Source organism: Nocardia sp. NPDC102475 (genome assembly GCF_055584605.1).
The window spans coordinates 1-13,011 of sequence record NZ_JBVJLS010000003.1; the positions used below are offsets into that span (position 1 = coordinate 1).

Annotated in this window: 16 protein-coding genes and 2 pseudogenes; 7 read left to right on the forward strand and 11 right to left on the reverse strand. The window is 63.2% G+C overall.

From position 1 onward, the window contains the following. Positions 1-132 precede the first annotated feature (132 nt). Positions 133-999, reverse strand: a complete 867-nt coding sequence (locus ACZ60G_RS05775) for a TRADD-N-associated membrane domain-containing protein (RefSeq protein ID WP_465807639.1) — start codon at positions 997-999, stop codon at positions 133-135. Between the two features lie 200 nt (positions 1,000-1,199). Here ACZ60G_RS05775 and ACZ60G_RS05780 point away from each other — a divergent pair, with 200 nt between their 5' ends. Further along, the gene (locus ACZ60G_RS05780; RefSeq protein WP_465807640.1) at positions 1,200-1,424 is read left to right on the forward strand and encodes a hypothetical protein; all 225 of its coding nucleotides are present in this window, start codon (positions 1,200-1,202) and stop codon (positions 1,422-1,424) included. A gap of 242 nt (positions 1,425-1,666) precedes the next feature. Continuing rightward, on the forward strand, positions 1,667-2,002 hold the full coding sequence (locus tag ACZ60G_RS05785) for a helix-turn-helix domain-containing protein (RefSeq protein WP_465807641.1): 336 nt from the start codon (positions 1,667-1,669) through the stop codon (positions 2,000-2,002). Between the two features lie 413 nt (positions 2,003-2,415). Here the strand turns inward: ACZ60G_RS05785 and ACZ60G_RS05790 are convergent. The 6 genes and pseudogenes from ACZ60G_RS05790 to ACZ60G_RS05815 all read right to left on the reverse strand — a co-directional run. Then, positions 2,416-2,508 (reverse strand): annotated as a pseudogene (locus tag ACZ60G_RS05790) (winged helix-turn-helix transcriptional regulator); the annotation flags it as partial. A gap of 95 nt (positions 2,509-2,603) precedes the next feature. Continuing rightward, positions 2,604-3,530 carry a hypothetical protein gene (locus tag ACZ60G_RS05795; RefSeq protein ID WP_465807642.1) on the reverse strand — a complete coding sequence of 309 codons (927 nt, stop codon included), beginning with the start codon at positions 3,528-3,530 and terminating at the stop codon, positions 2,604-2,606. After that, a complete protein-coding gene (locus tag ACZ60G_RS05800) occupies positions 3,523-4,101 on the reverse strand; it encodes a hypothetical protein (RefSeq protein WP_465807643.1) in 579 nt (192 codons plus the stop codon). Before ACZ60G_RS05800 ends, ACZ60G_RS05795 begins: the two co-directional genes overlap by 8 nt. 650 nt (positions 4,102-4,751) lie before the next feature. Beyond that, complete coding sequence (locus ACZ60G_RS05805) at positions 4,752-5,270, reverse strand: zinc-binding dehydrogenase (RefSeq protein ID WP_465807644.1); 519 nt, start codon at positions 5,268-5,270, stop codon at positions 4,752-4,754. Positions 5,271-5,294: 24 nt separating this feature from the next. Next, positions 5,295-5,705, reverse strand: a complete 411-nt coding sequence (locus tag ACZ60G_RS05810) for an alcohol dehydrogenase catalytic domain-containing protein (RefSeq protein WP_465807645.1) — start codon at positions 5,703-5,705, stop codon at positions 5,295-5,297. A 623-nt stretch (positions 5,706-6,328) separates the two neighbouring features. Further along, positions 6,329-7,228 carry an alpha/beta hydrolase gene (locus ACZ60G_RS05815; RefSeq protein WP_465807646.1) on the reverse strand — a complete coding sequence of 300 codons (900 nt, stop codon included), beginning with the start codon at positions 7,226-7,228 and terminating at the stop codon, positions 6,329-6,331. 68 nt (positions 7,229-7,296) lie between these two features. Between ACZ60G_RS05815 and ACZ60G_RS05820 the strand changes: the two genes are divergently transcribed. Then, positions 7,297-8,211 (forward strand): AraC family transcriptional regulator, encoded by a 915-nt coding sequence (locus tag ACZ60G_RS05820; protein ID WP_465807647.1) that lies wholly within the window; start codon positions 7,297-7,299, stop codon positions 8,209-8,211. 290 nt (positions 8,212-8,501) lie between these two features. Here ACZ60G_RS05820 and ACZ60G_RS05825 read toward each other — a convergent pair. The 3 genes and pseudogenes from ACZ60G_RS05825 to ACZ60G_RS05835 all read right to left on the reverse strand — a co-directional run. After that, a pseudogene (locus ACZ60G_RS05825) lies at positions 8,502-8,579 on the reverse strand (thymidylate synthase); the annotation flags it as partial. Positions 8,580-8,781: 202 nt separating this feature from the next. Further along, a complete protein-coding gene (locus tag ACZ60G_RS05830) occupies positions 8,782-9,156 on the reverse strand; it encodes a hypothetical protein (protein WP_465807648.1) in 375 nt (124 codons plus the stop codon). Positions 9,157-9,485: 329 nt separating this feature from the next. Next, positions 9,486-9,674, reverse strand: coding sequence for a hypothetical protein (locus ACZ60G_RS05835; RefSeq protein WP_465807649.1), 189 nt, complete (start codon positions 9,672-9,674; stop codon positions 9,486-9,488). Between ACZ60G_RS05835 and ACZ60G_RS05840 the strand changes: the two genes are divergently transcribed. The 3 genes from ACZ60G_RS05840 (at position 9,673) to ACZ60G_RS05850 (ending at position 10,751) form a co-directional block, all read left to right on the forward strand. Next, positions 9,673-9,897, forward strand: a complete 225-nt coding sequence (locus ACZ60G_RS05840; protein WP_465807650.1) for a hypothetical protein — start codon at positions 9,673-9,675, stop codon at positions 9,895-9,897. The two genes, ACZ60G_RS05835 and ACZ60G_RS05840, sit on opposite strands and share 2 nt — an antisense overlap. A gap of 132 nt (positions 9,898-10,029) precedes the next feature. Next, complete coding sequence (locus ACZ60G_RS05845; RefSeq protein ID WP_465807651.1) at positions 10,030-10,200, forward strand: hypothetical protein; 171 nt, start codon at positions 10,030-10,032, stop codon at positions 10,198-10,200. A gap of 200 nt (positions 10,201-10,400) precedes the next feature. Further along, positions 10,401-10,751, forward strand: coding sequence for a hypothetical protein (locus ACZ60G_RS05850; RefSeq protein ID WP_465807652.1), 351 nt, complete (start codon positions 10,401-10,403; stop codon positions 10,749-10,751). A gap of 698 nt (positions 10,752-11,449) precedes the next feature. On the opposite strand, the gene ACZ60G_RS05855 is transcribed toward ACZ60G_RS05850, so the two are convergent. Then, the gene (locus tag ACZ60G_RS05855) at positions 11,450-11,896 is read right to left on the reverse strand and encodes a hypothetical protein (RefSeq protein WP_465807653.1); all 447 of its coding nucleotides are present in this window, start codon (positions 11,894-11,896) and stop codon (positions 11,450-11,452) included. A gap of 510 nt (positions 11,897-12,406) precedes the next feature. Here ACZ60G_RS05855 and ACZ60G_RS05860 point away from each other — a divergent pair. Next, the gene (locus ACZ60G_RS05860) at positions 12,407-12,853 is read left to right on the forward strand and encodes a hypothetical protein (protein ID WP_465807654.1); all 447 of its coding nucleotides are present in this window, start codon (positions 12,407-12,409) and stop codon (positions 12,851-12,853) included. Positions 12,854-13,011 lie beyond the last annotated feature (158 nt).

Here is a 13,011-nt window from a genome sequence, read left to right on the forward strand (position 1 = left end):
CAGGAGATTCACGAGTCACACCGCGGTCTGAAGAACCAGCACCACCCTGCCAGCCGGCCCCAGGCCAGCCACCACCAACACTTACAGGGGATTCATTGCTTCGTTACCCGAAAAGTATGCATGGCTCTTGCGTCACCCCTGGCGGGCGGCGCTGGCATCAGTTGGGATAGCGAGTATCTCAGTAAGTGCTTGATGGCTGGCCCCGGCGAGGTGTATCGCCAGCGCCGCTGTGAGCCGGTCTTTGATCTGGCCGCTTACTGACATCGTCGCGGCGAGGCTAAGCGCCTCCTCGGCTTGTCGATCGTTCCGCAATTTGTCAAAGAAGTCGATCAACAATGCGCGACTCTGATTTGAGAGCCGGAAAAACAAGGCCGCGACCGTTTCGATTATCGTCGCCGCGAGCAACTGCACCAACGCAACAGTGGTTTGATCCTTTCCGCCCAAGCCCAACATCGCCACAGCCGCGATGATGAAGCCGAAGCCGATCACCGCGGCGCCAAGAGAGAAGAAGAAGCTGATCTGAGACTGAAGCAGACTCCTGGCGTGATACTGATTGAACAGAGCGTCCCGAGAGATGGATACGGTTTCGGCAGTGGCGGTTTGATGTACGGCGCTGCTCTGCTCCAGCTTGGTGAGGATCTCCTCAACCCTGGCAAGATTCGCCCGCCAGTCAGCACTACTTGTCGGAGTAGATTCCCCAGTTGGCTCAGTACCTTCGGTCTCGGCGAACATGCTGCGCAGAATTTCGGCCAAGTCCGCCACTTCGGCTGCCTGCACTGTGCGGTCCAGTAGATCCGCCGATACCTGAATGTGCTCATTCACCAGCCGGGCACGCTCGGCATCGACGTCGGATTGGATCGTCCTAACGCCTCGGACGAACCGCGACATTGCGTCTTTGAGAGCGAGCCATGCGGTTCCAGCTATGCCTGCGGATGTAGCCGCCACGGCCACCGTTGCTATGGACAGCGCAATCGGATCCATCCAGATATCAAACAGCACGGCCTCTCGCCGCACAGACGAATCCTCCGGTTCCCGCGAAACATCCACTGCCACAGCGTTGGCTCGTCAGATCTCTGGCAGTGAGCGGCGATTGACAGCGCACCGCCTACCGTTCCCCCTGCTTCCTCATACCGGCCATCTCTGCACTGACGGCAGGGCTAGTCAAGGGTGGCGGAGCCATCACGTAGTGACGCCGACATATGGACCGAGGTGGTATCTCCGATGCCGATCTCGCGATCAAAGGACACCAAATCTGCAACCAGATCTACAGCGCACGTGGCGATCTCAGCAGCGCAGCGCGGCCCAACACCCGTGCCGACGACTTCCACACAATGGAAGTCGTTGCCGGAGCCAGTATCAAGTACCTGTGGCCTGTTCCGCCAGCCGCCGAATTCGCCGCAGGCCTCGCCGAGATGGCCCCATAGGCGTGTCACTTCTATCATCGGAATCGGCCGGCGCAGGGTCCGGGCCGACCGTCGTCGATTCCTCACGGCCCTCTTCCTCGGCGGGTGGTGAACGAGAGATCTAGCAGAACCACAAACGCGCAGGTCAGAGCGCAAGATCGAACATATGGTGGACCTCGGGGGAGGTTACTACAACACGAAAACGCAGGTAGAAGCCCTGGAGACCCTGATCCAGAAGCTGCCCAACACCACGACAACCGCCCGTGAAGCGGCCCGAACCGCGACGGGCACGGCAACTCGACGCCGACCAAGTCGCGGAACTGATCACCGGATACCAGACCGGATCCACTGTGTACGAACTCGCCGCCCGATTCGGTATCGAACGACGCACGGTCAGCACTATCCTCCACCGGCACCATGTACCCATGCGCCGCCGCGGACTGTCCCCCGACCAGGTCCAGAGCGCCGCCCACCTCTACCAGCTCGGCTGGTCACTCACCCGGGTCGGACAGCGTCTCGGCGTAGCCCACACCACCATCCTGACCGCACTCCGCCAACACGGAATACCCACCCGAGACACCCACGGAAGACCTCAGTAACCAGCGCATGGCCATCCCTCCACCGCAAGGGGCCCGCCTCGGGTGATCGATCCGGCTTCTTCATGCCCCGCGCCCTACCCCGGGTCGTCATCGAAGTGCCCGAACAGTGCGTGCAGATCTTCCGCAGCCCCAGGCTCAGAGGGGAACATGAGCCGGTGAGGCAGTTGGCGGACTTCGCCATCGTGAAGCCGTTCCATCCCGACAGCAACACCGCTTCAGTGTCTTTCACGTCGACTCGGTAGATGTCTCGGATCGTGTCGTCGATCATGCTCAAGATCGTTGGGTTGCTCGAGTCCATGGCTGTCCTCCGCTGAGAGTGGTGCACGCCCGAAACACAGCCGCTGATAGGAAGCGAAAAGGTACCCAGGCGTGGGTGGTTGCCGACGGTCTGTCACCACCTGGGTCGACCACCGGAGCGAAAGTCCCAGGTCGGTCAGTTCGTAGGTAACTGTGACCGGCACCGTCGGCGTCACCGTGCGAGTGATGACGCCGTCGCGCTCGAGCGTCGATGGCTTGGCTGCTGGGCGATGGGCTAACTTCGTTCGTACGGCCCAGCGGGGCCGTGATGAGCATGCTGGAGGTGATGTCGGTCGCCGCCGCTTCAGCACGCCGGTGTGGGTGTGACGGGTGTGGGTGATCTACTGAATTCCAGGCGCACGGCCCCAGGGCCGTTGCGGGGCAACACGATTGCGGTGCCCTGTTTGTAGCTCCAGGTCCGCGGGAGGATGACGAAATTTTCGTTGGTGGTCATGACCAGGACGAGGCCGTCGTAACGGTAGCGATAGGCCGCGCCCGGGTCGGCGCACGGAGTTCGAGTGATGTTCTGGATGTTGAGTTCGAGCGCTTTCTCGGTGTACAGGGTTAAGCCTGCGGCGGTGGGGAGGGTGTGCTCGAATCGGATGGCGCGGCTTTTGCCGACGGCCATGGAGTAGGCGGTGGCCCCCCAGAAGAAGCTGCCGGCGATGAGCAGTAAGACCAGGCCCCATTCGCCGAGCTTGGTGGCGGGCGCTGGTGTTCCTGCCGCGGCAGCGACCTGGCGACGTCGTGTCCTGACCACCGTCCACAGCAGCAGTACGCCGACGATCACGCAGATCGGCCCGACACCCAATCGCCGATTCAGCGGTGTTTCGACCCAGAATTGCGACAATCCGTTGAGCAACAACAGCGAAGCCACGATCGTGGTGGCGATCAACAACCACCCGGGTCGATGGCCGGACAGCATTCGCTCCGGCAATGCCACGCGGCCCCAGATCAGGGCCAGCGCAACGGCCGCGATGGTCGCGACCGGAACGAACAATCCATCCGCGCTGCGCATGACGTAGTCCGTGGTGGTGAGCCCAAGCGATGTCGAATCCACACCCAGGTAGGCGCAGAATCCGCGCGCGTGGAAGTAACCCCAGTAGTACAGCAGACCCGCCAACAGAGTTGCGGGCGCGACGAACTGCGCGACGAGCTGCGCAAGTTGCGACAGGTCGGCGACCGAGGTCCGGCCATCTTCCCGGCGGCCCGGTGGATCAGTATCAGCCACCGGGCCTCGTCGTTGTCGTCGGTACGGGAGCAGTGGTCTTCGACGTGGATTTCGTCGTCGTGGATTTCGTCGTCGTCGGCGGTGTGGATTCTGCGGAGCTCTCGTCCGGCTTGCAGCGTTTCATGAAGACGGTCACGTGTCCGCCGGCATTTTCTGTTGCTTTCGGCCCAATGCCTCCGGATGGCAGTTCACGGTCCAGATGAACGTAGGCGTTGAAACTGCCGGTCTTCGGGTCGTCGGGAGAGGGCCGGCAGGGCGGAGTATCTGCCTTGTCGTCTTTTTGCGTGACGACCGTGACGCAGCCGTTCGCTAGGCGGACTGCCCTGCAACCGTCGTTGATCTGGTCCTCGAGCTGGTCGACGACGTCCTCGATGGGTTGTCCTGGGGTGAAGTTCTGTGGCCCGATATCGACCGGGATCCCTTTCCCCTCAACGCCATCGTCGGATTCACCAGGGTTGCCCGGACCCGTGTCGCCAGGCCGGCCATCCGGCGAGGACGGCGTGACGTTGTCACAACCAGCGAGTGCCACGAGGCACGCAGCCACGATCACAACCAATATCGGTCTGCGCATCCGAACCCCTTCCACGCTGCCCGCACCCACTGCCCCGGGCCGACATACCTCATTGTTCAGCACGTGCGGGACCCATGCATCTCGATTCGAAAACCCTGTCCGCCTACGGTTCTCGACGACGCCATGGTCGTGCGCGCGGTCGGCACTCTCGGCATGGACACCATCCCGACCCACGCACGACGATGCGGTATGACCGCGCACGCACCAACCTGGATCGGCACGCCAACTACGTCCTTGCCGCCTATATGGCCTCTGGGACATGACAACTCAACGCACCCACATGCCGAAGAGCGCGAGCCTTAAGATCGGATTGGGGTGGGTCTGCGATGGATCGAGTCAATCGGGCATTGCCCCCAGTTGTACTGGCTTGCAATGGATTTCAATTCGCGACATGTAGAGTATCAACCTCGCGTTTCGGTATGGTGGAGCACGCCTGAACTTTGAAAATGTGTCAACGCCCGGGCGATAACTCCGACTGTGGGAGAAGGACTTTCACCGTGCCGGTGCCCGGCCGGCGGCCCGGTATGTGCGCCACACGACCACGCCGCACCAAGTGCTGGGCGCGATCGGATCGGCGCTGGAGCATATCGAAGGCACCCATTACAGCGAGCACACTGTATGCCTGCGGGCTCAGCATTTGGTGGTGCCGATTAGCGGATCTCGACCACCACTTTGCCGAGGGCGCGGCCCGCGCCGACATGGGCCAGCGCGGCCGCGGTCTCGTCGAGCGTGAAACTGCGGTCGGTGTGGATAGCGATTCGGCCCGCGACACACAACTCCGCTAGGGGTGTGAAGTGCGCGGGCCCTTCCTTCACCGCGAGGACCCCGAGCCCGCGGCCGGTCACCATCCCCGCGACCACGCCGACCGTCGTCATCCGCAGCAACGCGCGTGTGGTGCCGCCGACGCAGCGGTAGCGGCCGCCGCGTGCGACCGACCTGCGATACGCGAAGATCGATCGGTGGGCGACGAGATCGAGTACCCGGTCGTACGGCCCGGTTCGGGTGAAGTCCTCGGCGCGATAGTCGATGACCTCGTCGGCGCCGAGCATGCGCATGAACGCGAGTTTGGCGGCGTTGTCCACCCCGGTCACGTGCGCGCCTGCGCTTTTAGCCAACTGGATCGCAAACGCTCCCGAGCCCCCGCCCGCGCCGTTGATCAACACCGACATACCGGCGGTGATACCGGCCGTGCCCTACAGTGCGATCGCCCCGGCTTGCGGCAGGGTCGACGCCTCGGCGAAGCTCAGCGACGCCGGTTTGCGGGCCAGCGCTGATTCGGGAGCCACGGCATATTCCGCGAACCCGCCCTTGAGCGTGAGATTGTCGCCGTAGACCTCCTCACCCGGCGCGAACAAAGTGACCTCGGAGCCAACGGCCTCGACCCGTCCAGCGATGTCGGATCCCAGAACGGGGCGTCCGGGTGCCCGGAGCCCGCCGATGCGCGAATACAGCGGTGTCCCCCGCAGGGTCTCCCAATCGGAGAGGTTGACCGACGTCGCATGCACCTGGACGAGCACTTGTTTCGGCCCCGGGGAAGGTACCGGGACTTCCGCGAGCGACAGCACCTCAGGGCCGCCGTAGCGGTCATACACGATGGCCCTCATGCGATGTCGACACTGAGGATCGAGCGACAGCCTGACACACGCCAGACTCTAGTTGACTGCCCGCCCCGCGACCGACGAACTGTGCGTTCGCATCCCACGACTCGCCGAACCCACTCCCGCACACCAGCAACATCCTGTATTGCCGTTGCGACACGAAACCGCACGATGCGAGTGAACTCGCAGATAGGAGGGCCGAATTCGGTTTCGGTTGTCAGGGGCAGGCCGGACGGGTGAATCGCGTGTACCTTCGTCGATGTCCGTAAAGAGGGCCCTGCCGATGGGATGATCCCGCCCTCACCGACTACTGGAAAACCCAGCGGCGCAAAGGAATACGCCTCCACCTTCATCGCAACGACTTACGACCTCGTAGAGAGATCGACTGCAGTACAGGAAGTCCGGTGACGCAGCGGGATGTGCTTTCTCCTGGTAGCACACACGACCGCATGTCGCGTGGACGCCAGAGTCGCACTTCTAATCCCCATGACTCAGGTAGGCACCTATCGCTCCATGAACGCCCTGTAATGCCGACGAGGGGACGTTTGTTGGCAGTGCCGGATCCCGGCGTCTTGGCGAAACGAGTGGAGTCGCGCGATGGGCTGTCGGACGCGACTTCCCCGCGAAATTCAGTGAAATGACGACTCCAGGAAAGCGACTGCCGAGTCGACGGCCGGGGTGATGTAGGCGGAGTCGTCGTAGTAGCCGATGTGGGTGTTGGTGGGTAGCCAGAGGATCTCTTTTGGGCCGTTGAGCCGTTCGTGGACCGCCTGGGCTTGCTCCGGGGTGCAGTAGGCATCCTTTTCGCCGTGCACAAGCAAGGTGGGGGTTGGGCCGAGCAGGGTCGCCGCGTTCGCGAGGTCGAGAGTCAACATCGTGTAGCCGGTGTCCGCTGTGATCTCGTTGCGGTAATTGGCCGCATGCCCACGCGCGGTGCCGTAGTACTCGTACACCTCGCCACCAGTCAGCAACGCTGTGCCACCGTCCGGCGCCACATGCGGTATGTACTGCACCGGACCGCCTTGGTCCTCGCGTTCCAGCACGCCGATCGCTTCACGGAGCGCCTCCTGGTACGCCTGCGGACCCATCGTCTGCCGGAGCACGGCGAGATCTGGGTAGAAGCCCGCGATCCCCACGAATGCGCGGATTCTTGGGTCACGCGCTGCCGCCGTGAGCGCGTATCCAGCTCCGGCACATACGCCCACGATGGCAATGTGGTGCGGGTCGACCTCCGCAAGGTTGGACAGGAAGCTGACCGCGGCCCGCAGATCGGCCAGCTTCCCGGCCGGATCCTCCCGCAACCGTGGCTCGCCGCCGGATGCGCCGAAGTTGCGGTAGTCGATGGTCAGGACATGGAAACCCATCGTGGCCAGGCGAGCCGCGTAGGTGTCCGGTACTTGTTCCTTGACTTGCGGAGACGGCCCGGCGATCAGCACGGCCGGGCCGGATGCCGTCGCGTCCGGCACGTGCAGATGCCCCGCGATCTTGATGCCTTCGACGGTGAACGACACGTCGTGTGGACTGGTCACTTGGATGATCCTTCCGGTCACCGTTGATTCGACCACGGGACGTGTGGACGGTCTATGCTCTGGGATCCATGATCGTTGATCGATCGTCCATCGACGAAGCGCTGCGCGGCGTGCGCATCGCCGACACGCGGTACTGCCGAACGGAGCTGTCGGCTCCCTGGGGGCTGGAGATGGAGCCGTGCCCGACCGTCACGTTCCATTTCGTGGCGCGGGGCCGCTGCCTACTCACCGGTGCGGGTGCGGATCGTTGGCTGGAACCCGGCCAGTTCGTCGTGTTCCCCCATGGCAAGGGGCATTGCCTGCTGTCGGCGCCCGGCCAGCCGACCCACCCGGTGACGCCGCTGCCAAAACGGCGCCTGGGCCCGCAGTCCACCGTCCTGCAGCACGGTGGCGGAGGTGACGGCACGCTTCTGCTGTGCGGCGGATCGGTGTTCGTTCCCGCTGATCACCCTCTGGTCAGTGCGCTGCCCGAGGTCATGGTCGGCACGCCAACAGGCCACATGAGAGGTGTTCTACCCGTGCTGGAAAGTGAAGCGGCACAGCCGAGTGCCGGGTCAGAGGTGATCGTCACCCGGCTGTCGGACGTGCTGGTCATGCACACGATCCGTACGTGGTTGGAGACCAGCCCGCTGGCCCGGCAGGGCTGGCTTGGCGCACTTCATGACACGCATCTCGGCCGTGCTCTCACTCTGATGCACCAAGCCCCGGAGCGCGGTTGGACTGTCGCCTCGCTGGCCGCCGAGGCGCGGATGTCCCGCTCGCTGTTCGCCCGCAGGTTCACCGAGAACCTCGGTGCCGCCCCGATGGAGTACCTGACCCAGCTGCGGATGCGGCACGCGACCGCACTCATGCGCGACCACGGCCTCACGCCCGCTGCTGTGTCCGTCCGCGTCGGGTATCACTCGGCTGCGGCGTTCGCCCGCGCCTACAAGCGAGTGACCGGTCGTACGCCAGGATCGGCGAAAGCCAAGCCGGAGGACTGAGTTCACGACGGAACACACTATCGAACCACAGTGAAGCGTTGTCCTCATGATCGTGCGGAGGGGACTGCAGCCGCCGTGGATCGTGTCGACGAGTTGTGGGCGCGGTCTGAGCCGTTGTTGCCGATGGTCCTGCCCCGGTCGTCCTCGGTTGGGGAACCGCAAGGCCCGGGCCTTGCGCGGCCAGTCCGAGCCGAAAATGGCCAGTGCCGTGTATGGCTTCGCCGACATGGGCCGGGCCTGTACGCCGGCGGACAGGCCCGGACTGTTGCCTGCGGCTGGGCGAAGACGCCGAGGAGGCAGGATAGCCGGCCGTCGGCGACGTAGAACTGGAAGAACGCGTGGCACGGCGGCAGCGCCATTCGTGGGATGTACCAGCCCCGATGCTATCTTGACCAGCCCCCAAGAACGGCCCCGGCAGGGGAACTGTCAGGCAGGTGGTCCGATGAACATCCTCAAATGCCGCATATCGGTCGAACAGGGCGCGAGATCGACTGCCGCACTGAACATCCTCGTGACAAATGGATATGCCAACTGTGCTTTGAGCCAGTCGATCCGGATCTTGATCCGATGCTAGATCGGCTCGGTGCGACACTGGATCACATTGTTCCGCGTTCGCTTGGCGGCGGACACGACGTCGTTGTCCAGGGTTGTCCTGATAATCATCAGATCGCCGAGCGCTGGCAAGGGCGGCTCGCTGGGATCGGCGATTACCAGAATTGGGATCTGTCGAGCTGTCGTGATCCCAATTTCTACGAAGATTGCTGTCCTTGCGCCGTTGTTTGAAGATCCGGGTGGTAGTACGGCAATCCCGCACTGAATATCGTCGAGTTGTGGAACTTCGACGAGATCGACTCCGGCGCCGACTTCCGATGTAAGTACTGTTTCAAGGTTGTTCTTGGACAGAATTTCATCGAGCACGCCCGTCTCGAGCGACGCGGGCTTCATGACAAGGCAGCGCATCGCTGAATCCTACTCGAAAAGACGCTCTGAGCGAGGCAGTGAACGCGAGATGGTCTGTGCCCGAACAAAACTGGGTGAGGGCGGCCCTGTCGGTGTGACACCGATCGGCGATCGGTGATCCGCGAATCGGAGAAGTGCGATTCTCCGGTACGGCACCAACGGTTGACATACACGACAAGACTGCTTAACGACACGGCCGCAGAGCGCAGAGCAGCGGCCATGTCCACGGAAGTCCAATGCACTATATTGCCGCATATCGGTTGTTCCGGCAGCCCGAAAAGTGCTGTACAGCAGCGTATCTCACGCTGTCGCAGTCAAAGGCGTTCGGTAGCGATCGCCGCCGATCTCGACGTCACCGAAATGGTGGCCGGTGCGAATATCGTGTCGTGCCCGTGGGTCGGGCGTACCAGGTTGGCGGCCATACTCGTGATGAGCTGGAACGCGACGTCGAACAGGTCCGACTTACAGACCGGCAGCGTGTTCAGGCGGGAGAGTGGACGCATGGAAACGCCGATCAACACCACTACCCGGTGGGGTGAACTCAGGATTCACGGCGTCCGTCGTGATCGCCCCGATGCCGAGAAGATCACGAAGGTACTCATCGAACTCGCGCGAGAGCAGTTGGCTGACAATCCAGATCGTCGTGACGACCGCACCGCAAGCGGTGGCGAGAGTCCCCGGTTGCTGCCCTCGCGGGCCAACCAGGCCACACCACGGTGGCCGTGATCACTTGATCCCGGCCAAGTCCACCGGCTGATACAGGACTATGTTGCCGGTGCGACGACCTATGAGCTGGGCGACCAATTCGGTGTCGACCGCCGTACCATCAGCGCAATCCTGCACCGCTACGGCATACCGATGCGTCGACGCGGCTTGTCCCCCGATCAGACCGACGAGGCGATCCGGCTCTACCGTCTCGGCTGGTCACTGGCGCGCGTCGGCAAGCACTTCGCTGTCGATCCCACCACTGTCTTGAACCGCCTGCGCGAGCGTGGTGTCCGCACCCGCGACACACACGGTCGGGCTTGATCATGACATCAGCCCACAACGACCAGGCTCCCACTTGTGACCGGCATGGCTCGCGAACGCGGTGGTGACAGAGTGCCTTCCGACTTAATCAACACCGAGCCGGAACGAGAACACACCTTGGGGGAACCTACTACAACACAAATACGCAGGTAGAAGCACTGGAAGCCCTGCTCCGGAAGCTGCCGGACCGGGATACACCCGTGCCACCGGCGACCGATCGGACCACGCCCGGACGGGCGCGACAGCTCGATACCGATCAGACACAGGAGCTGATCGCGGGATATCAGGATGGAGCGACGGTGTACGAGCTGGGCGACCGGTTCGGTATCGAACGTCGCACGGTCAGCCAGATACTCGGTCGTCATGGTGTGCCGATGCGTCGCCGTGGGTTGTCTCCCGAGCAGGTGGACGATGCCGTCCACCTCTACGGGCTGGGTTGGTCTTTGGCTCGGGTCGGTCGGCATCTTTGTGTCGAGCATTCCACGGTCCTGGCCAAGCTGCGTGAGCGTGGCGTCCCCACCCGAGACACTCACGGCCGCCCCCGCACGTGAGCCAAGTAGACGGCCGCCGCACGTTCGGTTCCCCGGCAGGAAACATAAGACATGGACACGCGGTACTCGCTTCTATGGGAGCGCCGGTCCCCCTCATCTCCAACGAGATTGGCAACGACGAGCAGGGTATTGCGGACACACTGACAAACGCGGATCTATCGCTCATCGCCAAAGCGTCGGTTTCTCTACGTCGATGCCTTCGAGCTGCTCGGCTCGGCAGAGCTGCGGGCGATCCGCGTCGGACCGCCCCCGAGGTTCCGCTCTTTGGGTGAACCTCGGGGGCGGTCCGCTCTCGGGGCACGTCAGGCGGGCCATGGCCGGCTACAGGCAGTTCATCGCTGACTGGGTGTCCAGCGACGGCTTGCCAGTCCACAGGTTCACCGAACCCAGCGGATCGGAACGCGAATCAGACCGCGTCCGTTGCGGATTCTTCGCCGTGCGCAACTGTGCTGCGAACCGCGCGGTACGGCCGGCGCGGCCCGCAGCCAGAGTCCGCCGCCGGCGCCCGGCGGCCTCCGTGCGCGCCAGCGCGAAGCGCATCGAGTCGGTCACCGGGGAGGTAGATTCACCAAACATGTTGCGATGCAACCACTCTCGACCGGGACGAATATCGCAGCTTCGAATATTGCGCATCCGCCACTCAAAGTGGCGTTAATAGCATATGGCAAATGCTGGATCCGTCGCCTATGTCGTCCGGGTTATTTCAATTCGCTGATACTGGTTATCCCGGGCCCCGGGTACCCGCACCAGTCCGCGACGTAGGTGCCGCTGCCTTGACCTTCATAGGCCGTTATCCAGCCAGCATTTGAGCGTCTGACGATGAGAAAGTCGCCGAGGTCGCAGTTTTCGTAGACGTCGCTGTAGCCTTCCCGCCCGATGGTGATGACCCGGATCGGCTCGGCATAGCCGCCCCGTACCGCAACCACAGTGACATCCGTGTCCGTGTCGTTGCACAGCCGGTACTTGTCGGTGAGGTGCACTCTGGTTGTCGCCGGCGTGATCTCGGGTAAGGGAGGTAACGTACCCTTCTTCACGTCACTCTGAACTGCGTGCTGCTGCTGCTGTTGCTGCTTCATCGGCTGGGCCTTCGCTACCTTGGCCTTCGGCTTGCCGGTGTTGTCACTGCTCTTGCTACTACCAGACATCGAAACCTCCGTTGCGATTCGTCGCACCCCGGTCTGGGTGCGTCTCACGGCACATCGATGAACTGCTCAGCCAGCGCGAGCAACACGCTGCCTCAATAAGCGTGACGGCCCCATTTGCCCATGTCAACGCGTTCCGAGTAAATCCATCCCCGACCGGCCGTACAGCTGAAGCCGATGCCGCTATAGGCGGAATGTCGGATCTGACTGCCCGTGGTCCGGCAGGACGTCTACCGCTTAGGCGCCGGGACGCAATGCATCGACATGCCCATCGTCGTCGCATCGGCCCCATGCGCGCCGAAGGGGACTGATGCAGGATCCGGTGACAGTTTGACCTGCACCAGCCCCTTTCGTGATGCTGTTGGGCAGCATATGGTTTCCCGGGTAGTACACCCGGTTTGCGTCGACCTTGCCGGACCCAGCACTGAGGTACCGTCCACCGGAGCCGTCGAGGGCGTGGCCGTCGCTGCGCAATAGGTCGAGGCTGGCCTTATGACGACTTCGTATGGGGGCGTGACGCGGTGGGGTGGGATTCGTGTACCTGGTGTTCGTCGTGATCCGCTCGACGTCGGGAAGATCGCTGCAGTGCTTGTCGGGCTCGCGCGACAGCAGAAGGCTGGGAATACGGGTGCCCGCGGCGATCCAGCCGTGGTCGGCGGCAAGACTTCAGGGCCGGCGCCGGCTGACAAGCTCGCGCGACGGCGGGTGAGGCGGCTCGATCACGACGAAGTCATGGCCTTGATAGAGGGCTACACCGCGGGCGAGTCGACCTATGAGCTCGCAGACAGGTTCGGTGTCGACCGTCGGACCGTCAGCGCGATCCTGCATCGGCACAACATTCCGCTGCGGCGGTGGGGCTTGTCTTCGCAGAAGGTTGACGAGGCGGTCGAGCTTTACGGTCTCGACTGGTCGCTCGCTCGAATCGCCCGGCACCTGGCTGTCCCCGTACCCATGCGGTAACTCTCGGCTACCTCGGTACCGTCCAGGCCCGAAGCGGCGAACTCGACAGGCGTGCACAACATGGACATCCGCGCTCGATGCAATGGACGGCGTCCAGTCGGGGCGCACCAGGAATGTTGCCCGCGATATACGCGCAACCGTGGCACCGTATCGGCATA